18 protein-coding genes, 2 pseudogenes and 1 riboswitch are annotated in these 22,076 nt (G+C 68.7%); of the genes and pseudogenes, 6 read left to right on the top strand and 14 right to left on the bottom strand.

All coding sequences use genetic code 11. The features are described from left to right. Positions 1–96 precede the first annotated feature (96 nt). On the bottom strand, positions 97–1,314 hold the full coding sequence (locus ACQHI0_RS33390) for an NADP-dependent isocitrate dehydrogenase (protein WP_067447965.1): 1,218 nt from the start codon (positions 1,312–1,314) through the stop codon (positions 97–99). 426 nt (positions 1,315–1,740) lie between these two features. After that, a riboswitch (SAM riboswitch) is annotated at positions 1,741–1,851 on the top strand. 82 nt (positions 1,852–1,933) lie between these two features. Between ACQHI0_RS33390 and ACQHI0_RS33385 the strand changes: the two genes are divergently transcribed. Next, a complete protein-coding gene (locus ACQHI0_RS33385) occupies positions 1,934–3,250 on the top strand; it encodes a bifunctional o-acetylhomoserine/o-acetylserine sulfhydrylase (protein ID WP_427905660.1) in 1,317 nt (438 codons plus the stop codon). Next, entirely contained in the window at positions 3,247–4,392 is a 1,146-nt protein-coding gene (gene metX, locus ACQHI0_RS33380) for a homoserine O-acetyltransferase MetX (protein WP_427905659.1), read from the top strand. Before ACQHI0_RS33385 ends, metX begins: the two co-directional genes overlap by 4 nt. Positions 4,393–4,395: 3 nt before the next feature. On the opposite strand, the gene ACQHI0_RS33375 is transcribed toward metX, so the two are convergent. Beyond that, positions 4,396–5,031, bottom strand: coding sequence for a TetR/AcrR family transcriptional regulator (locus tag ACQHI0_RS33375; RefSeq protein WP_427905658.1), 636 nt, complete (start codon positions 5,029–5,031; stop codon positions 4,396–4,398). A gap of 138 nt (positions 5,032–5,169) precedes the next feature. Here ACQHI0_RS33375 and ACQHI0_RS33370 point away from each other — a divergent pair, with 138 nt between their 5' ends. Then, a complete protein-coding gene (locus tag ACQHI0_RS33370) occupies positions 5,170–6,117 on the top strand; it encodes an oxygenase MpaB family protein (protein ID WP_427905657.1) in 948 nt (315 codons plus the stop codon). Between the two features lie 10 nt (positions 6,118–6,127). Here ACQHI0_RS33370 and ACQHI0_RS33365 read toward each other — a convergent pair whose 3' ends face one another. After that, entirely contained in the window at positions 6,128–6,454 is a 327-nt protein-coding gene (locus ACQHI0_RS33365) for a DUF3017 domain-containing protein (RefSeq protein WP_235569656.1), read from the bottom strand. Positions 6,455–6,500: 46 nt separating this feature from the next. Here ACQHI0_RS33365 and ACQHI0_RS33360 point away from each other — a divergent pair, with 46 nt between their 5' ends. Beyond that, complete coding sequence (locus tag ACQHI0_RS33360) at positions 6,501–6,983, top strand: tRNA (cytidine(34)-2'-O)-methyltransferase (RefSeq protein ID WP_427905656.1); 483 nt, start codon at positions 6,501–6,503, stop codon at positions 6,981–6,983. Between the two features lies 1 nt (position 6,984). On the opposite strand, the gene ACQHI0_RS33355 is transcribed toward ACQHI0_RS33360, so the two are convergent. From ACQHI0_RS33355 to ACQHI0_RS33330, 6 genes and pseudogenes are all read right to left on the bottom strand, one after another. Then, positions 6,985–7,209: a DUF167 domain-containing protein gene (locus tag ACQHI0_RS33355; protein WP_427905655.1), complete on the bottom strand. Its 225-nt coding sequence runs from the start codon at positions 7,207–7,209 to the stop codon at positions 6,985–6,987. After that, complete coding sequence (locus ACQHI0_RS33350; protein ID WP_427905654.1) at positions 7,169–8,182, bottom strand: DUF4349 domain-containing protein; 1,014 nt, start codon at positions 8,180–8,182, stop codon at positions 7,169–7,171. The genes ACQHI0_RS33355 and ACQHI0_RS33350 overlap by 41 nt, the downstream gene beginning before the upstream one ends. A 53-nt stretch (positions 8,183–8,235) precedes the next feature. Then, entirely contained in the window at positions 8,236–9,276 is a 1,041-nt protein-coding gene (locus ACQHI0_RS33345) for a M48 family metallopeptidase (RefSeq protein WP_427905653.1), read from the bottom strand. Positions 9,277–9,320: 44 nt separating this feature from the next. Next, positions 9,321–12,593 (bottom strand): annotated as a pseudogene (locus ACQHI0_RS33340) (error-prone DNA polymerase); the annotation flags it as partial. Between the two features lie 328 nt (positions 12,594–12,921). Then, a pseudogene (locus ACQHI0_RS33335) lies at positions 12,922–13,161 on the bottom strand (PHP domain-containing protein); the annotation flags it as partial. Between the two features lie 142 nt (positions 13,162–13,303). Further along, positions 13,304–13,759, bottom strand: coding sequence for a hypothetical protein (locus ACQHI0_RS33330; RefSeq protein WP_427905652.1), 456 nt, complete (start codon positions 13,757–13,759; stop codon positions 13,304–13,306). Positions 13,760–13,891: 132 nt separating this feature from the next. Between ACQHI0_RS33330 and ACQHI0_RS33325 the strand changes: the two genes are divergently transcribed. Beyond that, positions 13,892–14,839 carry an SDR family NAD(P)-dependent oxidoreductase gene (locus ACQHI0_RS33325; protein ID WP_427905651.1) on the top strand — a complete coding sequence of 316 codons (948 nt, stop codon included), beginning with the start codon at positions 13,892–13,894 and terminating at the stop codon, positions 14,837–14,839. A gap of 30 nt (positions 14,840–14,869) precedes the next feature. On the opposite strand, the gene ACQHI0_RS33320 is transcribed toward ACQHI0_RS33325, so the two are convergent. The 3 genes from ACQHI0_RS33320 to ACQHI0_RS33310 all read right to left on the bottom strand — a co-directional run bounded on the left by ACQHI0_RS33320 (position 14,870) and on the right by ACQHI0_RS33310 (position 18,311). Next, positions 14,870–15,778, bottom strand: coding sequence for a sucrase ferredoxin (locus ACQHI0_RS33320; RefSeq protein ID WP_427909379.1), 909 nt, complete (start codon positions 15,776–15,778; stop codon positions 14,870–14,872). An 89-nt stretch (positions 15,779–15,867) separates the two neighbouring features. Further along, on the bottom strand, positions 15,868–17,439 hold the full coding sequence (locus tag ACQHI0_RS33315; RefSeq protein WP_427909378.1) for a DNA polymerase Y family protein: 1,572 nt from the start codon (positions 17,437–17,439) through the stop codon (positions 15,868–15,870). Positions 17,440–17,570: 131 nt separating this feature from the next. After that, positions 17,571–18,311: a hypothetical protein gene (locus tag ACQHI0_RS33310; protein WP_427905650.1), complete on the bottom strand. Its 741-nt coding sequence runs from the start codon at positions 18,309–18,311 to the stop codon at positions 17,571–17,573. A 256-nt stretch (positions 18,312–18,567) separates the two neighbouring features. On the opposite strand from ACQHI0_RS33310, the gene ACQHI0_RS33305 reads away from it, so the two are divergent. After that, positions 18,568–19,701 carry a serine/threonine-protein kinase gene (locus ACQHI0_RS33305; RefSeq protein ID WP_427905649.1) on the top strand — a complete coding sequence of 378 codons (1,134 nt, stop codon included), beginning with the start codon at positions 18,568–18,570 and terminating at the stop codon, positions 19,699–19,701. A gap of 18 nt (positions 19,702–19,719) precedes the next feature. On the opposite strand, the gene ACQHI0_RS33300 is transcribed toward ACQHI0_RS33305, so the two are convergent. Then, the gene (locus ACQHI0_RS33300) at positions 19,720–20,376 is read right to left on the bottom strand and encodes a response regulator transcription factor (RefSeq protein WP_101464335.1); all 657 of its coding nucleotides are present in this window, start codon (positions 20,374–20,376) and stop codon (positions 19,720–19,722) included. Positions 20,377–20,453: 77 nt separating this feature from the next. Next, on the bottom strand, positions 20,454–21,878 hold the full coding sequence (locus ACQHI0_RS33295) for a PspC domain-containing protein (protein WP_427909377.1): 1,425 nt from the start codon (positions 21,876–21,878) through the stop codon (positions 20,454–20,456). Between the last annotated feature and the right edge of the window lie 198 nt (positions 21,879–22,076).

The raw sequence follows: 22,076 nt of genomic DNA, 5'->3' as shown, positions 1-22,076 counted from the left end.
CACCGGGTACGGACGCAGAAAGTGCTCGCATCGGATTCGATGCGAGCACCTTCTTACAGTCGTGTGGTTTCGCGGTTCAGCGCGGAACGCAGCACATCACTTCAGAGCGCGAGCCAGGTTCACATCGAGCGCGCCGAGGAATTCCTCGGTGCTCAGGTAACCCTGGTCCCCACCGACGAGCGCGGCGAGGTCCTTCGTCATCTGACCGCCTTCGACGGTCTTGATGACCACGTCCTCGAGCGCCTGCGCGAAGCCGATCACCTCGGGGGTGTTGTCCAGCTTGCCGCGGTGTTCGAGGCCACGGGTCCAGGCGAAGATCGACGCGATCGGGTTGGTCGAGGTCGGCTTGCCCTGCTGGTGCTGGCGGTAGTGCCGGGTGACCGTGCCGTGCGCGGCCTCGGCCTCACAGGTCTTGCCGTCCGGGGTGAGCAGCACCGAGGTCATCAGGCCGAGCGAGCCGAAGCCCTGAGCCACGGTGTCGGACTGCACATCGCCGTCGTAGTTCTTGCAGGCCCAGACGTAGCCGCCCTCCCATTTCATGGAGGAGGCGACCATGTCGTCGATCAGGCGGTGCTCGTAGGTGAGGCCCGCCGCGTCGAACTCGGCCTTGAACTCGGCGTCGAAGACTTCCTGGAAGGTGTCTTTGAACATGCCGTCGTAGGCCTTGAGGATGGTGTTCTTCGTGGAGAGGTACACCGGGTAGTTCTGCTGCAGGCCGTAGTTGAACGAGGCCCGCGCGAAGTCTTCGATCGACTTCTTGAAGTTGTACATACCCATGACGACGCCGCCGTCTTCGGGCATCTTCACGACCTCGTGGATGATCGGCTCGCTGCCGTCCTCCGGGGTGAAGGTCAGCGTGACGGTACCCGCCTCGTAGACCTTGAAGTCGGTGGCGCGGTACTGGTCGCCGAAGGCGTGACGGCCGATGATGATCGGCTTGGTCCAGCCGGGCACCAGGCGTGGCACGTTGGAGATGATGATCGGCGCGCGGAAGATGGTGCCACCCAGAATGTTTCGGATGGTGCCGTTGGGCGAGCGCCACATTTTCTTGAGGCCGAACTCTTTCACCCGCGCTTCGTCGGGGGTGATGGTGGCGCACTTGACGCCCACGCCGTACTTCTTGATGGCATTGGCCGCGTCGACGGTGACCTGGTCGTCAGTCTTGTCGCGGTACTCGATGCCGAGGTCGTAGTACTCGAGGTTCACGTCGAGATAGGGATGGATCAGCTTGTCCTTGATGAACTGCCAGATGATCCGGGTCATCTCGTCGCCGTCGAGTTCTACAACGGTGCCTTCAACCTTGATCTTGGACATGGATCTTCGTGTCCTCCTCGGTGGGTGCCCTTATTGCACGGCTAGGCGAACACGCTTGTGAGCGGACCCCAGCAGTTCCAACAGACAACGTATATGCCCCGCGTTGTCTGCGGGACGTGTGGTGCAAACAAGACGAGCGTACTGCTGTCCCCCACCTCACCGCGACGGGAGGCCCCACTGTGCGGGACGGCGCGAAGCCACCCCGCCCCGACCGCCCTTCGGTACCCGATCGGGCCCTGACCGGCTACTGAACGGTAACAACCGGGCCCGCGTGGTGACGCGCGCCCGGTCAGCCTGCGATCGGCACCGCGGCGGCGAGGCATCAGCTCGTGCCCGAATGTTCGAACACCGTCGAACGAGTGATCTTCAGCCGAAATGCGGGGGAAGTTTCCGCCTGCGGGAGATGTCCGGTTAACATGACGGCAAGGTCATGAGTACCAGCGCCAAGCCCCGGCTCGCTGGTCGGCAACCCTCCAGCTGCGGTGGGGTGCTCCGGGTGATGACCGGGCTCTCGAAAGTCGAGAGCAAGCGCGCATTGCAGGAGGCCCCCATGTGTTGTTGCCAGTCGATCCGACCCAATTGACGAGATCCCCCGGCTGACACCCATTTGGAGCACGACATGACCGACTCATCCCTGCCCGAGAACTGGTCCTTCGAGACCAAGCAGATCCACTCCGGCCAGGCACCCGACGCCGCCACCGGCGCGCGCGCACTGCCGATCTACCAGACCACCTCGTACGCGTTCCGCGACACCGAGCACGCCGCCGCGCTGTTCGGTCTCGCCGAGCCGGGCAACATCTACACCCGGATCATGAACCCCACCCAAGACGCGGTGGAGCAGCGCGTGGCCGCGCTGGAAGGTGGCGTCGCGGCGCTGCTGGTGGCCTCCGGCCAGGCCGCGGAGACCTACGCGATCCTGAACCTGGCGGGCGCGGGCGACCACATCGTGTCCAGCCCGCACCTCTACGGCGGCACCTACAACCTCTTCCACTACTCGCTGCCCAAGCTGGGGATCACGGTCTCGTTCGTCGAGGATCCCGATGATCTCGCGCAGTGGGAAGCCGCGATCCAGCCGAACACCAAGGCGTTCTACGGCGAGACCATCGCCAACCCGAGCAGCGCGGTGTTCGACATTCCCGGTATCGCCGGCATCGCGCACGCACACGGCCTTCCGCTGATCGTCGACAACACCGTCGCCACTCCCTACCTGATCCAGCCGCTGGCGCACGGCGCCGACATCGTCGTGCATTCGGCGACGAAGTACCTGGGCGGGCACGGTGCGGCCGTGGCGGGTGTCATCGTCGACGGCGGCACCTTCGACTGGACCGTGCGCGACGCCGATGGCAACGCGCGTTTCCCCGGCTTCACCGAGCCCGACCCCAGCTATCACGGTGCGGTGTTCGCCGATCTCGGCGCGCCCGCGTTCGCGTTGAAGGCGCGCGTGCAGTTGCTGCGCGATCTGGGCGCGGCGGTCTCGCCGTTCAACGCCTTTCTCATCGCCCAAGGCATCGAGACGCTGAGCTTGCGGGTCGAACGGCATGTCAGCAATGCCGAGACGGTCGCGAAGTTCGTCGCCGAGCAGCCGGGCGTCGACGCCGTGTTCTACGCGGGCCTCGAGTCCTCGCCCTGGCACGCGCGGGCCAAGGAGCTGGCCCCGAGGGGCGCTGGCGCGATCGTGGCGTTCGAGCTGGCGGGTGGTGTCGATGCGGGCAAGAAGTTCGTGGACGCGCTCAGCCTGCACAGCCATGTAGCTAACATCGGTGATGTGCGTTCTCTCGTGATTCACCCGGCGTCGACCACGCACTCGCAGTTGACGCCCGAAGAGCAGCTGGCGGCCGGTGTCACTCCCGGCCTGGTCAGGCTCGCGGTGGGCATCGAGGGAATCGACGACATTCTGGCCGATCTGCGGGCCGGGTTCGCGGCGGCGACGACGTGACTGTGAGCACCGAATCGCCGATCGCCCGACCCGGAACCGGGGTGGCCCTGCTGCCACCCCCGGACGGGCGTGTCGGCGTGATCGCCATCGGGGACGTGGCGCTGGAGAACGGCGCCGAAGTCCGCGATGTGCGGCTGGCGGTGCAACGCTGGGGCGAGCTCTCGCCCACGCTGGACAATGTGGTGCTCGTCGAACACGCGCTCACCGGTGACTCCCATGTCATCGGTGGGCCCGACGGGGCGCCCGGCTGGTGGGAGGGCATGGTCGGGCCCGGCGCGCCGATCGACACCGATGAATGGTGCGTGATCGCCACCAATGTGCTCGGCGGCTGCAAGGGCAGCACCGGGCCTGCCTCGCTCGCGCCCGACGGAAAGCCTTGGGGTGCACGGTTTCCCGAGCTGACCATCCGCGATCAGGTGACCGCGGAGGCGCAGTTGTTCGACGTGCTCGGCATCGAGCGGCTCGGCGCGGTGGTCGGCGGCTCGATGGGTGGCATGCGGGTGCTCGAGTGGATGATCGGCCTGCCCGAGCGGGTTTCGGCCGCGCTCGTGCTGGCCGTCGGGGCCCGCGCCACCGCCGATCAGATCGGCACCCAGACCACCCAGATGGCCGTTATCGCGGCCGATCCCGACTGGCAGGGCGGCAACTATCACGGCACCGGTCGCGCGCCGATGACCGGTATGGGGCTGGCCCGGCGCATCGCGCACCTGACCTACCGCACCGACGGCGAACTCGACCACCGCTTCGCCAACAATGCCCAGGGCGACGAAGACCCGTGGAACGGTGGACGTTACGCGGTGCAGAGCTACCTCGAGCATCAGGCCGACAAGCTGTGTCAACGCTTCGATCCAGCCACCTACGTACTGCTCAGCGAGGCCATGAACCGCCACGATGTGGGTCGCGGGCGCGGTGGTATCGCCGCCGCGCTGGCGTCGACATCGGTGCCGTGCGTGGTGGGCGGGGTCGACTCGGATCGCCTGTACCCGTTGAACACTCAGGCCGAGCTGGCCGAGGGGCTGCCGGGCTGCGCGGGTCTCGAGATCGTGCACTCGCGCGACGGGCACGACGGGTTCCTCACCGAGGCCGCCGCGGTGTCGAAGTTGCTGACCGAGACGATGCGCCTCGCGCGGGAGAACCGCTGACGTTCACTGCCCGGTCAGCAGGGTGACGATCGAACGGACGTAGGCCTGAAGCCGTTCGCGCGGATACTCTTCCGGCTCGCTGACCCCGAGCCGGCCGAGCATTTCGGCGACGGTGAGGGTCGAGCTCGCGAGCAGCCCGGCATCCATGCCCGACCACTTCGGCAGCACTGAGATGCCCATGCGGACAAGCGCTTCCGCACGCTCCAAGATCTCGGCGCGCGACGCGCGAAGAGCCGCGCGATATTCGTCGGGCGCACTCGCCGGGGTGGCGAGGATCAGCCGCCAGCGAGTCGGATTCGCCAGTGCCACACCGACGAACGCTTCGACGGTCGCCGAGGCAGCGGCCAGCGGGTCGGCGCCGAGCAGGTCGTCGGGCAGCGTGTCGGCGATCTGATCCAGTCCGCGTTCACGTTCGCGCTCCAGCAGCGCTTCGACGAGTTCGGCGCGGGTCTTGAACACCGTGTACAGCACAGGTTTTCCGACGCCCGCCGCCTGCGCGACGGCCTCCATGCTCAGCTCGTGCAGTTCCATCCGGCCCAGGACGGTGAACGCGGCGTCGAGAAGTTGCGCGCGGCGCTGTTCCGGCGGCAGGCGCGGTGCGTAGCGCCGTCGAGGTCGTTGCTCCTGCGTCGAGGTCACCCGCCCACCTGCCTTTCGCTCGCCGACGATACCCGTCAGCCTTCGGCACAAATCCTACGCAACCGTTGTATTCCCGTCGAGTGATTGCTACGGTGGTGTTGTATTCAATCTTCCTCGCACGGCAAAGGGGCATGTGCAATGGCTTTCGATGCGTCGACTCTGCGTCGCGACGACTACGGCTTCTTCGGGCCGGATTCCCCCACCTGGAAGGTGTGGGCGGCGCCGACCGCGCTGATCGGATTCCAGCGCGCGGTCACCCTCGAGCACTTCGATCCGTTCCTGACCGCCGCGGTCGCCGATTCGCACGGGATCTACGACAACCCCGCCACCCGTCTCGACCACACGCTGTCCTACTTCCTGCTGGTCGCGCTCGGCGACGGCCGCACCGCCATCCAGGCCGCCGAACACCTGATGAAGGTGCACGCGCCGATGACGGGCGTCGAACCGATCAGCGGCAAGCGCTACAGCGCCAACAACCCCGACTCCCAGTTGTGGATCCACGTCACCGGGTGGCATTCCGTGCTCAAGGCCTACGAGATGTTCGGGCCGGGGCCGCTGAGTCCCGCCGAAGAAGACCGGTACTGGGCCGAGTGCGTGATCGCCGCCGAACTACAGACCTGCAAGCCCGCGGATGTGCCGCGCAATCGTGCCGAGGTCCGCGCGTACTTCGAGCGCGTTCGGCCGCAGTTGTGCGTCAGCGAGCGGGCCGTGGAGGCCATGCACTTCCTGCTGTGGCCGTCGGTGAGCAAGGGTTTGCCGTTCGCGGTCGGTGGCCGGTTGCTGTCGCTGGCGACGATCTCGACGCTGCCCGCCTGGATGCGCGAGCTGGGCCGATTCGACCTGCCCCGGGTTGTCGACGCCGCGGTGCGTATCCCGGGGAAGGTGCTCGTCTGGGCCGCCGCACGTCGCGGCAACCGTGGGCTGATCGTGGCCAGCCCGTACGTCGCGAAGATGACCGGACAGATCCTGGCCAACCACGCCGGCGCCGCGCCCCCGCGAACCCGGTCGACGATCAGCCCGAGCGATGCCCGCGCGCGCTACGGCAGTAACGGCACCCACAGCCTCTGGGACAAGACCTCCGCCTGAACTGCTGTTTTCAGCTGACGCCGAGAGTATTGATGGTGGCCGCGAGGAAAACGATGGCGCTGCCGAGTGCGGTCAGCGCGGCCACGTCGAACGGGCGGCTGCGCACGGCCAGCAACCCCACCTGCACGGTCGGCAGGCACAGCCGGAACGCGGCGGCCACCAGCGCGGCACTGCCGAAGATCAGCGCGCCACGGCGCCACCGATCCCACGCCACGAAGCCGACCGCGATCACGATCAGCGCGGTCACCACGGTCATCGGCAGATGACTGCGCAGGTACTGCTCCCCCGCGCTCAACCGCGCGACCCGGTGCTTGCCGGTCGTCTCCGCCTCGTTCACGAGCCCGATTGTTCCAGATACCGCCTGCGCGCGGACGGGGTGGCGCATGACAGAGTGGTCCGCTGTGCTGCACCTGATCTTTCACGAGCCCGTGATTCCGCCCAATACCGGCAATGCGATCCGGTTGGCCGCGGGGACCGGTTGCGCGCTACACCTGATCGAGCCGCTGGGCTTCGACCTCTCGGAGTCCAAGCTGCGGCGGGCCGGACTGGACTATCACGACCTCGCGGTGGTGACCGTGCATCCCGACCTCGCGACGGCGTTCGCGGCGATCCGGCCCGGCCGGGTCTTCGCCTTCACCACCCAGGCCACCACCCGCTTCACCGATGTCGCCTATCGCGACAACGACGCGCTGCTGTTCGGCACCGAGCCCACCGGGCTGCCCGAGGAAGTGCTGGCCGATCCGCAGATCACCGAGCAGGTGCGCATTCCGATGCTGCCGGGGCGGCGGTCGATGAATCTGTCGAACGCGGCGGCGGTGTCGGTGTACGAGGCGTGGCGGCAGCTGGGCTTTCCCGGCGCGGTCTGACTCAGTCGATGTCGAAGCGCTTGAACCGTGAGGTCGCGCCCGCGGTCAGCCGGACAGCGGACTTGGCGACGCCGAAGTGTTCGGCCAGTAGTTCGATCGCGGCCTTGTTGGCCTTACCTTCGACGGCCGGGGCGCGGACGTAGAGGGTGAGGGTGCCGTCTTCCGCGGTTTCGACGAGTGGACCTTTACGGCTGTTCGGTTTGATCGTCGCCCGCACTGTGGGCACCGGGCGTCTCCTTTTCGGATGCTGCCGTGCTGGATGCGGTGGCGCCGGATGTGGTGGTTGCCGGGGCGGCGGGCGGCGGGGTCGTGGCTGCCGGGGCGGTGGTCGCGTGCGCGCCGGTGCGGCGCCTGCGCAGCAATCGCAGTGCGGCGTAGAGCAATCCACCGATCACCGCGAGGAAGCCGAGCCACGGGAGGGCCTTGCCGACGAAGACGATCGCGTCCTGCAGCCAGTCGATCAGCGAATGCCAGCCCGCGACGATGCCGTCCCAGAAGTTGTCCGGGTCGCCGGGGGCGTTCTTGTCATCGGCGGTGAGGGTGATGGTGAGCGTCGAGAACGCGACCTGATCGTCGAGGCTGCGCTTCTGCGCGGTGAGGCTGTCGAGTTCACCCTGCCTGCTCGACAGCGCCTCCTCGGCGGCGATCAGATCAGCGGTGTTGGTGGCGCCGGTGATCAGCGCCTTCAACCGATCGACGGAGGCCTGCAATGCCCTGATGCGGGCGTCGAGGTCCTGCCACTGCATGGTGACATCGTCGCGGTTGGTGCTGACCCTGGTCACCGTGCCGACCCCACCGAGCCCGGTGATGAAGGCATCGGTCTTATCGGCGGGCACCCGCACACTGAGCACGGCCCGCGCGGCGCGCTTGTCGGTGCCGGGCTGTTCGGTCCGGCTGTCGATCCGCCCGTCGACCGCGCGAACCTGCTCGGTGACAGTCCCGGCGGCGGCGATCGGATCGCCGGAGGTGACATCCACCGATCCGGTGATCACCTCTTTCCGATTCGACTGATCCGTCGGCGCCGGACTGTCCTGCTGCGGAGCGCCCTCCCGGAACCCGGGTGCCACCGCGGGAGCCGGCCCACCCATGACGGTGGGCGAGGACGCCTTACCGGCATGGTCCTCGCTGTCGTCATCGCCACACCCGACCAGGAACACGAGTCCGAGCAACGCGATCATCACCACGGCAAGCTTGCGCATGCTCGCAGCGTAGTGCGTGGGAGAGCCGGAGCGGGCGCGCTCGCGCGACCTGGTCATGACGGCTGATCGTCGGCCGTTGCCCGGTGCCGTTGAAGTTCGAGCGCTTCGACCGCGCGGCGGCGGTTCTCGGGCGACGGGTGGGTATGAATCAAGGGAGCCAGTAGGCGATTCTCGGCAGGGGTAGCGTCCCAGTCCGCCTGCTGTCGTCGTAGTACACCGCGAAGATCCTGGCCGTAGCCGAGTTCCACTGCTACTCGGTCGGCACCGTACTCCTGCCACTGGGACAGCCTGGCTCGCGCGAAGGGCTGCGCGACGAGGACCACCACCACGACCAGTGTGGTCGGCAGCCCGAGAAACCGGGTCGACACGGCGAGAAGCGCCCAACCCGAGCCGAGGACGGCTGCGGTCGGCACGATGGCGACCACCAGCACGCCGAGGAGGATGACCGGCCGAGGCCCCCGATACAGTCGGTGGGCGATCCACCGAGGCCCGATCTGCACCAACAACGCGACCCTGGACACAACTTCCACAGCGAGCTTGAAGAGCAGGTCGGCAGGACTTCGATACCACTTGATCAGCCGCCGTAACCACATTTGTCCCAGCAAGTGATGGCCCAACTCGTGCGCGAGTACTGCCTGCAGTTCCCCTCGCGTGAGCACGTCGAAAGCATGCCGGGTCACGACGACGTGTCGGCCCGCAGTCGCGTATCCGTACGCCTCTCCGTTCACCGATACGAGGTCGTAAACCCATGGCGTATAGCGAGAACCGTCGATCCGGGCAACGACGGCGACCGCCGCCCACGCGTCGTCCACTTCCGCGTGCTCGGGCGACGCGGACCGGTTGGCCTGTGCTGTCGCACCGGCGACCAGGACACCGACGAGCAGAACGCACGCGCCCGATACCGGCCACACCAGCGCGGCGATGACCACGAGCCAGTCCCCGACCTGCGCCGACAATGCCCAGATGAGCCATCCGCTGAGCACGATCGACGGCAGCGAGACAACCAGATCCCCGATCAGCACGAAGAACGTGGTCCGTCGTGCGACCAGCACCGGCCCCGCGGACTCCGACTCCTGCCGAACATGCGCGTTCATGCTGTACCCCCAATTCCCAAGATACCAACGGGGTTACCGCGAGATCAGCGGAAGTCGCGGGATCGGGCGACGATTCGCAGGTCGAGATGTTCGAGGTGGTCGGCGACAAGACTGGCGGCGCCTTCGGCATTCTGGATACGGCCGCGGATGAGCAGGGCGGTGGCGCTCTGCGCGAGGCGGCGGTAGCGGGTCCACAGGCCGACCGAGCAGACGACGTTGACCATGCCGGTCTCGTCTTCGAGGTTGAGGAAGGTGACGCCCGCGGCGGTGGCGGGGCGCTGGCGGTGGGTGACAGCGCCTGCCACCAGGATGCGGGCGCCGTCTTCGACGAGCAGTAGGTCGCAGGCTGGGACGACACCGAGCGAATTCAGATGGGCGCGAAGGAATTCGGTCGGATAGGTATCGGGCGAGATACCGGTTGCCCAGACGTCGGCGGCGGCGAGTTCGAGTGCGCTCATGCCGGGCAGGGACGGGGCGACGGTGGCGGGACCCGTGCCGGGTAGGCGATCGGGACGCTCCACGGCCGCCGCACCCGCTGCCCACAACGCCGCCCGTCGCACGCTGCTACCGCGCGAATCCCGTTGCACAAAACGGTGATCCGGCACGGCGTCGGGGTCCTGAACAGCCGCGATCCCACCGTGACCGTCGCCCGCGACGAGCCCGCTCGGTGGTGCGACGCGACCATTCGCGGTGTCGTCGTGGCGCGGTTCGGTATCGACCAGAACGTCCAGCGCCCCTGCGGTCGCGAGCGATTCCGATTGCGCGACAGTGAGTTCCACCCGGCCGGTGAGGTCGAGCATCGAGGTGAAGGGGCCGTGTTCGTCGCGGTCGGCGATGATGCGGTCGGCGAGGTCGGTGCCGATGTGGCGCACGCCCGACAGGCCGAGCCGGATCTCGGTGCCCGCGTTCTCGAGGGTGGGCTCGGCGCGGCTGGCGTTGATATCGGGGCCGTGCACGCGCACACCGTGCCTACGGGCGTCGGCGACCAGCGACTGCGGTGAGTAGAAACCCATCGGCTGCGCGCGCAACAGCCCGGCGCAGAACGCGGCCGGATGGTGCAGCTTGAACCACGACGAATAGAACACGATCGAGGCGAAACTCTGTGAATGGCTTTCGGGGAAGCCGAAATTGGCGAAGGCGTAGAGCTTCTCGTAGATGCGGTCGGCGAGGTCGCCGGTGATGCCGTGCAGGTCGCGCATGCCCTGGTAGAGGCGGTCCTTCAGCTGTTCCATCTTCTCCGGCGAGCGTTTGGAACCCATGGCGCGGCGCAGCTGGTCGGCTTCGGCGGGACTGAACCCGGCGACGTCGATGGCCATCTGCATCAGCTGTTCCTGGAACAACGGAATGCCGAGAGTGCGGGCGAGCGAGTTCTCCAGCGCGGGATGGTCGCAGACCGGCGCCTCCTTGCCGTTGCGCCTGCGGATGTAGGGGTGCACCGAGCCGCCCTGGATGGGGCCGGGCCGGATCAGCGCCACCTCCACCACCAGGTCGTAGAACTCGCGCGGCTTCAGCCGGGGCAGTGTCGCCATCTGCGCACGCGACTCCACCTGGAACACTCCGATCGAGTCGGCACGCGAGAGCATCTCGTAGACACCGGCTTCGGCGAGATCGAGCGCGTGCAGTTCGACCTTCTCGCCCTTGTGCTCGTGCACCAGGTCGATCATGTAGTGCAGGGCCGAGAGCATGCCGAGGCCGAGCAGATCGAACTTCACCAAACCGACTGCGGCGCAATCATCTTTGTCCCATTGCAGCACGCTGCGACCGGCCATCCGCGCCCACTCCACCGGGCACACGTCGGCGATCGGCCGATCGCAGATCACCATGCCGCCGGAGTGAATACCCAGATGCCGTGGTAGACCGTCGAGTTCGCCCGCGAGTTCGAGCACCGCGTCCGGGATGTCGGTGCCCGTCTCGGCAGCCACGCCGGACCAGCGGCTCACCTGCTTACTCCACGCGTCCTGCTGGCCGGGCGAAAAGCCCAGCGCGCGTGCGGCATCGCGCACCGAGGACTTGCCGCGATAGGTGATCACGTTCGCCACCTGAGCGGCATAGTCGCGCCCGTACTTGGCGTAGACGTGCTGGATGGCCTCCTCGCGCCGGTCGGATTCGATGTCGACGTCGATGTCGGGCGGTCCGTCGCGCTCAGGTGAGAGGAACCGTTCGAACAGCAAATTGTTGCCGACCGGATCGACATTGGTGATACCGATGGCGTAGCAGACCGCGGAGTTGGCGGCCGAACCTCTGCCCTGGCACAGGATGTCGCTCTGCTTGCAGAACTCGACGATGTCGTGCACCACCAGGAAATAACCGGGGAAGTTCATCTTCTCGATCACCGCGAGTTCGTGCTCGATCTGCCGGTACGCCTGCGGATTCCGCTCCGGCGGGCCGTAACGCTCGGCGGCACCGCGCAGGGCGAGCTCGCGCAGCCACGAGTTCTCGTCGCGGCCTGCGGGCACGTCGAACGGGGGTAGCTTCGGGGCGATCAACCCCAGGTCGAACGCGCATTCGCGAGCCAGCGCCACCGCGTTCGCCACCGCGTGCGGGTACTCGGCGAACAACTGCGCCATCTCCGCGCCCGAACGCAGATGCGCGCCGCCGGTGGGCGCGAGCCAGCCCGCCATCTCGTCGAGACTGCTCCTTGCCCGGATCGCGGCCAGCGCCATCGCTCGGCGACGCTGCGTGGGCGAGGCGAAATGCGCACCGGTGGTGGCGAGTACGGGAACATCGAGCCGATCGGCCAACGCGACCAGCAGTGCGTTGCGCTCGTCATCGGTGGCGATGCCGTGATGGGTGAGTTCCACACTCACCCGGTCGGCGCCGAATCGTTCGATCAGATCCCGCAGCGCCGCTTCGGCTTTCGGTAATTGTGTGTCACCGGCACTCAGGTCGTGCTCGAGTGCGGTGCGCAGGTGACCTTTTCGGCAGCCGGTGAGAACGTGCCAGTGCCCGCCCGCCGACGCGGCGAGCGCGTCAAGGTCGTACCGCAGCACCCCCTTCTCCCCCGCGGCCATGTGCGCCGCCGTCATCTCCCGCGACAGCCGCCGATACCCTTCCTGCCCCTTGGCGAGGATCAGCAGGTGCGGACCGTCCGGGTCGGGAGAACCCGTGCGCGGCACCGAGTCCGGCGCATCGACACCGGCTTCGCGCACCTCCGCCCGCCCGGTGCCCGGCGTGAAACGCACTCCGCCCCGAGGTACAGAACGGCGCCGGACCGCATCCCCTCGGCCCGGCGCCGCCTTCGCATCGGTTCCCAGTGACAGTTCGGCACCGAAAACCGTTGGCATTCCCCATTCCCTGGCCGCCTCGGCGAACCGGACGGTCCACCCCCTTCTCCCCCGCGGCCATGTGCGCCGCCGTCATCTCCCGCGACAGCCGCCGATACCCTTCCTGCCCCTTGGCGAGGATCAGCAGGTGCGGACCGTCCGGGTCGGGAGAACCCGTGCGCGGCACCGAGTCCGGCGCATCGACACCGGCTTCGCGCACCTCCGCCCGCCCGGTGCCCGGCGTGAAACGCACTCCGCCCCGAGGTACAGAACGGCGCCGGACCGCATCCCCTCGGCCCGGCGCCGCCTTCGCATCGGTTCCCAGTGACAGTTCGGCACCGAAAACCGTTGGCATTCCCCATTCCCTGGCCGCCTCGGCGAACCGGACGGTCCCGTAGAACCCGTTGTGGTCGGTGAGCGCGAGCGCTTCCAGACCGAGCCGCACCGCCTCCTCCACCAGCTCCTCCGGCTGGCTCGCGCCGTCGAGGAAGCTGTAGGCGGAGTGGGTGTGCAGCTCCGCGTAGGGCACCGTCGGGCCGGTCGGCCGGTCGAGCTCGGCGGCGTGGTACTCGCCGCGTTTGCGCGACCAGGCCGGACTGTCGCCGCCGTCGCCAGGGTGCATCTCTTCGGCCGGCCTGCCACTCGGCTTGCCCGAGAGCACTCGTTCCAGCTCCGACCAGGTCGGCGGACCGTTGCTCCAGCCCATGCACCCACTCCTCTCACGACCCCCGCATCACCGCACCCCTTTCCCCTTGTCGCACAACTCAACTCGCGGGCAAACGCTCCATCGATCGCGATTCCAGCGCCGCCTCCACATGCCCGAGACCCTGGCGGATCACCGCGCCGTAGGCATCGTTGGCGAGCACATCCAGGTGCCCGCGCGCGATCGCCAACTGCATCCGCGCCATCTCGAAGTCACCGACGCGGCGATGACTGTCGGCCAGGTTCAGATACAGCGAGGGCAGGAACCCACGCAGCCCCTCATCGAGCGGAATGCCCGGCCCGAACACCGCGGCCAGCGCCCGCTGATCCCACAGCAACGCACCCTCCGGCAACTCCTGCACATCGGCCAGGTGATGCGCCACCACGCAGCGATGCAACGGGTCGCCGCCTTCCCCTATTTCGCTCCACAGCCTGGTCAGCGCCGCGCGCGCCGCATCCGGGTCGCCACCGCCGAGCCGCACCGCGGCATAGATGTCCGCCATCCGATCGTCCGCCATGTACACCAGTATCGCACATACGTTCGAATAATAGCGAGAGGCGTTCGAACATATTTTCGAGTTTCCTGGAGGGTCTAGCCCTCGAACTTACTTCGGAGTAAGTTCGAGGAAACGAGCTGCGAAGGAGCAGTGATGTCTCAGGTTTCTCCAGGTGAACAAGGCCGTCGGCGGCGCGATCTCACCGGCAGGCATGTCGTGATCACCGGCGCGTCGTCCGGAATCGGGCGGGCCGCCGCGCTCTCGGTCGCCGACAAGGGCGGTGTCGTGTTCCTGCTGGCGCGCCGCGCCGACGAACTGGCCGAGGTGGTCGCCGAGATCGTCGACGCGGGCGGGCGGGCCTACGGCTATCCGTGCGATGTCACCGATTCCGAATCCGTTGATGCGGCCGTCAAGGCCATTCTCGACCAGCACGGCCACGTCGACATGCTGGTCAACAACGCGGGCCGGTCCATCCGCCGCGCCATCCACCGCTCCACCGACCGCCTGCACGACTTCGAACGCACCATGGCGGTCAACTACTTCGGCGCCCTGCGGATGACCTTGGCGCTGCTGCCGCAGATGCGCGAACGCGGCTTCGGCCACATCGTCAATATCTCCAGCGCCGGCGTCCAAGTGGCTACCCCCCGCTTCGCCGCCTATCTCGCCAGCAAAGCGGCCCTGGACAAGTTCACCGAGGTGGCCGCGGTCGAAACCCTCGCCGATGGAGTCACTTTCACCACTATCCACATGCCGTTGGTGCGCACGCCGATGATCGCCCCCAGCGGCGAACAGGGCCCCTCCGAATCCCCCGAATGGGCCGCGGGCACGATCGTCCGCGCCCTCACCGAACGGCCCAAACGCATCGACGTCCCCCTCGGCACGCTCGCCGAATACGGCGGCATCCTCACCCCCAAACTCCGCGACCGCATCCTGCACCGCTACTACCGCGCTCTCCCGGATTCCCCTGCGGCCAAAGGGGAATCGGTCGAGCCGACCGAGGTAGCGATTCCAGCTCATCCGAAGACTCCGTCGGCAGCCCGCAAAGCCACCGGCACTGCCCTGCGCCGCGCGGCCCGCTGGGTCCCCGGCACCCACTGGTAGCCCGGCGATGACGCCGGTTCCCAACGCGCGTCAGAGTTCGGAGTGGGAAGTCTCCGGGAGTGGTTCCACCGCGGCGGTTTCCAGGTAGGTGGCCGGTTTGGGGGCGGCGCCGCAGCTGGCTTGGCGAGGGGAGGCGGCGACGGTGCGGGCGGTGACGCGCCAGCGGCGGCCGTCGCGGTGGGTGACGATGGCGGCGCCGGCCAGGGTCGGGTCGTGGGTGGGAGCCGGGTCGGGGTGGACGGTGAGGTCGGTGGCGTCGGCCGGGACCCGTTCGCGCACAGCCACTTCGGCGAGCTGGGCGATCGGGGGGTAGCAGCTGCGGCCGCGGAGGCCGGTCAGGGAGACCTCGTCGACGTCGGCCGCTTCGAGCATCGCCTTGGCGGCGGGGGCGTCGACGCGACCGTAGGTGAGGCCGGAAGGAAGCAGGACGACCGCGGGGGCGAAGCGGTGACCACCGGTGTGCGAGGCCTCCCAGACCCGGCCCGGGTAATCGGCGGCCATGGCCGCGGCGATCGGGCGGCCCAACCGGGCACAGCACTGGTCACGTTTGCCGTGGGCGCAGACCAGGACCACCGAGTCATCTACCCGCACACCGACTCCCGGGGCCGACCCGTTGACGAGATGCAGGTCTATATCGAAGAGCTGGCGCAAGTCGGTGATCTCGAACCGTTCACACCAGGACCCCGCTGGCCGCGAACTGGCCAGCAGCACGGTGCGTGTACCGGTGAACTCGTTGCGGCCGGGACGACGGATCAGCGTCGGCCGAACCTGCGCAGCCGATGTCCGCGCCGCCAGTTCCGCGGTGATCTCCGAGCCGAGCACCTCGTCACCGATCACATCACCACCCCACGCGCCGGGATGCTCGATACACAGCCAGCCGGTGAAGTGCCCCGCGGTACCGAGAAGCGGAATGTCGGCAGCGGCCGCCGTACACAACATGCCCTCGAATGGGTTCACAGCGCTCCTCCCGCGACCGAGCCTTCCGGGGCAGATCCCGGACAGGCGTCGTTTCACTCTAGAACCGAGGGCTACTCGTAGACGCCCTCGGCGTGCCATAGCGTCGCGTCGTAGACGAGGAGGACAGCGCGGATCTCGGTGGGGTCGGCATCGAGTTGGACCTGGACGCGCACGGCAATGGCGGCGGGTTCGGCGGTGGACCACCATCGTTCGATGACCGGCCACGGGCCCGCCCAGCCGAGCAGTGCCCATTCCTTGCGGCCCCAGCGCAGGCGGGTGGGGGTGGCGGTGAACAGGCCTCGGTCGGTGATCCGGACGTGGGTGCCGTCGGCGGCGGTCAGGTGCACGACCGGGCGGTGCAGCAGGAGCAGGGTGGGGGCGGGTTCGGGGAGGCGGCCGGGCCAGGGCTGGGTGGGGTCGGCGGCGGGGGTCAGTTCGTCGCCGAGGGCGATCATCGTGATGCGTTCGGCGGGACCACGGCCGCCGCTGAGCACGCCGATGCGGACCGCTTCGCCGCCGAGCAGTCCCTGCACCCGGACAAGGGCACGGCGGGCACGTTCGGTCTCCTCGCCCTCGCCGCCCCACAGGCCGAGTTGCAGGGCGCCGGCGGCGACCACCTCCACCGGTTCCAGCGTGAGCGCGACGATCGGGCCGGTGGGGCGCGCGCGGCGGGTGAGCCATCCGTCGAGTTGCCAGCGGACGCGGTCGGCGGTGTCGGCGGGGGTGAGGGGGCGGGCGCAGCGCCAGATCCTGGTCAGCTCCTCACCCGTCTCGGTGCGCGCGGTCACGGCGAGCCGGGTGCAGGCCACGCCCGCCGCCGACAGCACCGCGTGCAGCCGGGTGGACAGTTGCCTGCCCGCGAAGGCGGCCGCGTCGACCCGGTCGATGGGTGGGTCGCAGGCCAGCTCGACGGTCAGTTCCGGGGCGGGGCGGCGCGCCGACGGTGGACGTTCGGGCAGGGCGCGAGCAGTGCGATGGGCGAGGACGGCGTCGGCGCCGAACCTGGAGGCCACTTCGGCCGGAGACAGACGCGCGAAATCGCCGACGCGGCGTAAACCCAAGCGGCGCAACAGGTCCGTCAATTCCTTGCGCTCGGGTGCGGCCAGGCTCGGTTCCAGCGCGAGCTCCGAGACCGGGAGCGGGGCGAGGTACCGCGCACCCTCCCCCGGTGCCACGATCGTGCCGCGCTTGGCCGCGATCACCGCCGTCGACATGGCATCGGCGATCCCGATCTGTGCCTCGGCTCCCGTCACGGCGACCGCATCGATCAACCGCACCACCGCCGCCTCCTCCGAGCCGAAATACCGTGTGGCACCGCGCGACCCGAGCACGATGAGCCCCGGCCGCAATACCTCCACCCCCGGCACCGTCGCGTCGACAGCCTCGACCACCGGCTCGAACAATCGCGCATCCCGATCCGGGTCATCCTGCACAACAACAAGTTCCGGACAGCAGCCCTGCGCATCCCGCCTACGCATCCCCCGCCGCACCCCCTCGGCCCGCGCGATCGCCGAACACGCCACCACCGAATTCCCCCGCAACACCGCGATCGGCCGATCCGCCGACACCCCCGCCACCGCGGCCGCCGCCACCGCGGGCCAATCCAGGCACCACACCGCCACCACCCGATCAGCGCGCGCCACGACACCACCGACCCAGATGCCCACCGCTACTGCGGTGTGTGCCCGGCATTTTCGTGTAATCCGGCCGCGGCCAGTCAGTTTTCCGACTGAGCGGCTCCCTCACGCCCATCGGTCAGAACCGGGTAACGGGATCACGACACAGCCTCGTGTAATGCGGTGACCTCGGTGGTGCGGGTGACGGTTTCACGAGGCCGCCATTCGGTGCGGCCTGCCTGGGCGCACAGGTCCATGCGGCCGTGGCGGGTCTGGCCCGCCTTGGCGCTGACCCGCACGTCGAGACAGACCGAGCGCAGGCGGCCGCGACCGGGGCCGAGACCTCGGTAGCCGGTGACGCGGGAGTCGAGGCGCAGGGTCGGGTTGGCCCATTCGCCCGCGACGACCAGGGTGGCGCCGCGGTTGCGGGCGCGGGCGGCGAGGACCCGGCACCGAGACGGCGGGACAACCAGCCCACCGAGACCGAGAACCACCAGGTCGAGGCCGTCGAGCAGGACCGCGGCCACCTCGGCGGGGTCGGGGCCTGGGTCGGCGATCACCGCCAGGTGGGACAGCTGGGCGCCCATTTCCGCGGCGGCCAGCAAACCGAGCCGGGGCAGGCCGACCACTGCCGCGTGCCCCCCGTTTCCGGTGACCGCGGCGAGCAGCCCGGACAGCAGGGAGTGCGCGCCGGTATAGGCGACCACCGCGCCTTTGGGCAGCCCACCGTCGGGCAGCAAGTCGGCCAGCGGCGGCGGTACCGGCAACAGATCGCGGCGTAATGGCTGTTCACGCGGTACATGACCGGTCGCGGACTCACCACGTCCCGGCACCGCGGCCATCCGCCTTCGCAGCTCGTCGAGCATGCCCGGATCGGGCGACAACGCTTCCGAACCCATCAACACCACCTACTTCCACGATGGACCCGCGAGCGGAAAACCGCCCTGCGCCGAAACGGCAGCACCGTTCCAGCTATCGATCGTATTCGAATATACGTTCGATAGCGACCAGCGTGACACCCACCCCTCCCCGTGTCCACCGCGAGGGACGCCCAGCCTCCGGTGCCGCGAACAACCGAGCCGCGCGGAGCTGGTCCGGGCGGACTCTGACCGGGATCCCGGCCAGTCAGCGCCGGTTTCGGCTACCCTCGCACCCGTGACCGAACGTGCTCGTCCCCATATCGGCCCCGACTACCTGGTCGCGGGTCGCTACCGCCTGCAATCCAAGCTGGGTGGGGGTGGCATGGGTGCGGTCTGGCTCGCGACCGATCGGTTGCTGAACCGGGAAGTCGCGATCAAGCAGGTGCTGTCCACCGCGGGACTGAGCGCGGCCGAGGCCGAGCAGGTGCGCAGCAGCATCGTGCACGAGGGCCGGGTGGCCGCCAAGCTGTCGCACGTGCACGCCGTGGCCGTGCACGATGTGGTGATCGAGGCGGGCGAGCCGTGGCTCGTCATGGAGTACTTACCCTCGCGCAGCGTGGCCAAGGCGCTCGCGCTGGTCGACACGCTGCCCGCGGTCGAGGTCGCCCAGATCGGCGCGCAGGTGGCCGACGCGCTCGCCGCCGCGCACGCCGCCGGCATCGTGCACCGCGATATCAAGCCAGGCAACATCCTCGTCGCCGACCGCGGCAACAGCATCGGTCTGGCCAAACTCAGCGACTTCGGCATCTCGCGCGGCGCGGGCGACACGCACGGTGACGAACCCGACGGTGTGATCACCGGCACCCCGGCCTACCTCCCGCCCGAGGTCGCGCGCGGCGCAAGGCCCACCGAGGCCAGCGACGTGTTCTCCCTCGGCGCCACCCTCTACACCGCGCTGGAAGGCCAGCCGCCGTTCGGCTTCGACTCCGACGAGAACGACGTCGTCGCCAAGGCCGCGATGGGCCGGATCATCCCGCCCACCCGCAGCGGCATCCTCACCCAGCCCCTGCTGCACATGCTCGAGCCCGCCCCCCAGCGTCGCCCCACCATGGCCGAGGCTCGCGACGAAATCCTCACCGCCGCCTTCGGACCCGGCACCGGCGCCTACATCCTCGGTGTGCCGCTGCGCACCGAGGACAGCACCATCCCCGCCTGGTCCACCCGCAACTCCGCGAGCGGCCTGCGCAGCCCCAACGCCGCCCCGCTCCCGCGCCCGCACCGCGCCCCCCTCGCCGCCACCGCCGCCGCGCCCCCACAGCGCACCGGCAGCTTCATCGACAACCTCCCCAACGGCGCCCCCCTCGCCATCGGCGCAGGCGTACTGATCGGCTTGATCATCCTGATCGCCATCATCATCGCCGTGATGTAGCGCCGCGGCCCTACCGCTTCACTCGATGCGGCGCCGATGAGCCCACCGAGTCAGCGCGTTCCGGTTCGACTGTTGTGTCTTACGAAGCACATTCGACGCGTGCGTCTCGACGGTCTTCACCGAGATGAACAAGGATTCGGCGATCTCCCGATAGGTGTAACCGCGGGCGAGCAAGCGCAGCACTTCCAGCTCACGCGGGGTGAGCGAGTCCAGCTCGGGATCGAGCGGCGGCTCGGGAACCGGCGAGCGCCCGGTGAACGAGTCGAGCACGAAGCCAGCCAGCCGCGGACTGAACACCGCGTCCCCACCCGCGACCCGGCGAATACCGTCGGCAAGCTCCGCACCGGAAATCGTCTTGGTGACATACCCGCGCGCCCCCGCCCGGATCACCGCGATCACGTCCTCGGCCGCGTCGGACACACTCAACGCCAAACACACCGGCCCCGTGGCGATCCCGCTCAGCACCGCCACCCCACCGCCATCGGGCATGTGCACATCCAGCAGCACCACGTCCGGCTTCGCGGCATCGATCCCGGCCACCGCCTCGGCCACCGCGCCCGCCTCACCGACGACCTCCATGTCGGTCTCCCGGCTCAGCTCTGCCCGTACCCCCGACCGGAAAACCGCGTGATCGTCGACCAGGAAAACCCGAACACTCACTACCAGACTCCTCATTCGAACCGTGTCGATCGACCTGCTGTCATCGGTACCACACCGCGGTGTCCTGGCGCCGAAATCGGCTCGGGTCGCGCTCAGTGATCGGCTGGGTGGTCCCGCGTCGACGCGCGATCATCGGGGCGCAGTGGGGTGGTCGGCGCGTCGACGGGGCCTGGTACAGATGTTTCGGCCTCGGTCGCGATTCCGCCCGGTCCTGCGGAGTCGCCCGCGACCTGGTCCGACGCGACGCCGCTCGCGCCCTCGTCCGGCTCGGAGGTACCGGAGTCGGTGCGCGGCATGACAATCCGTACTTCGGTGCCACGGCCGATCGTCGAGTCGATCTCGGCGGTGCCGCCACGGCGCTCGATTCTGGCACAGATCGACTTGGCCACCCCGCGCCGGTCGGCCGGGACCGCGGACACGTCGAAACCGGCGCCGCGGTCGCGCACGAAGATGCTCACCTGGTGGGGTTCGGTCTCGGCGTACAGGTCGATCTCGGGGACGTCGGCGTGCTTGGCGGCGTTCACCAGTGCCTCGCGGGTAGCGCCGAGCAGGGCGGTGAAATGTTCCTTGGGCAGGCCGGCGCCGGTGTCGCCGGGGTCCATCGCGACATCGCCGACGACGACCGGGGTGACCTTCACCCCGTGCTGGTCCTCCACCTCGCCCGCGATGGTGCGCAGCGCGGTGGCCAGGCTGGACTGGGCGGGTGCGGTGTCGTCGAAGAGCCACTTGCGCAGTTCGCGCTCCTGACTGCGGGCCAGCCGGAGCACCTCTTGCGGATCCTCGGCCTGACGCTGGATCAGCGCGAGTGTCTGCAGGACCGAATCGTGCAGATGGGAGGCGATCTCCTCGCGTTCCTCATTGCGGATGCGGGCGCCGCGCTCGGCATTGAGCGCGCGAACCATGCGCAACCACAACGGCACCGTGAGCAGACCCGCGCCCACCAGGGTGACCGCCACCGCGATCAGCGCCGACCCGAGCGAGCTGAGATCGATCCTGGCCAGCACCACCACACCGAGCCCGACCACGATCAGCGTCGCCCCGGCCACGATCCGCGACCAGGTGACCACCGAGGGTCGCGCGGGCAGCCCGAACAGCGCCCGTGGACCCGGCGCGGCGACATCGTATTCGCGCCACACCAGCGCGGCACCCACCGCGACCACCACGATCGGCACGATCACCTTCGCCGCGGTCCCCTGGAACAACCAGCCCACCGTGACCGCGAGCCCGAGCCCGAGCAAGGCCAGCCCGATGGCCTGCCTGCGCTCGTCACCGGTCGGTTTCACGGCGTCCGCGCCACCGGGAGTGAAGATCCACAGCAGCCCGTACGCCACCAGCCCCGCACCGACCAGCGCGGACAGCAACACGAACGCCAGCCGCACCTTGATCACGTCGACACCGAGATGGTCGGCCAGACCACCCGCGACACCACCGACTACCCGACCACCGCTACGGCGGACCAAGCGCGGAGTCTCGGGCAAGGGCGCACCCGTCGGTTCGGGGCCGGGGGCAGGCAGCATCGGCCGATAGCCGCGAGGCACGCCGTAGCCCTGCGGATAGCCCGGCGCTGTCCGGTACTGCTGGGGCGGAATGTATTGCTGCGGCGCTCCATAGACCACCGGCTCGCGCCCTACGAAACGGTCGCGTAGCCGATGTCCCCCGAACCGCGGATCCGCCGCGGCCCCCGGCCCATCGGAAGGTCCCGCCGAACCACGCGG

Source organism: Nocardia sp. FBN12, assembly GCF_050320175.1.
Classification (GTDB): domain Bacteria; phylum Actinomycetota; class Actinomycetes; order Mycobacteriales; family Mycobacteriaceae; genus Nocardia.
Note: the sequence above shows the minus strand (reverse complement) of the source record. Positions and strands in the feature narration are given on the sequence as shown.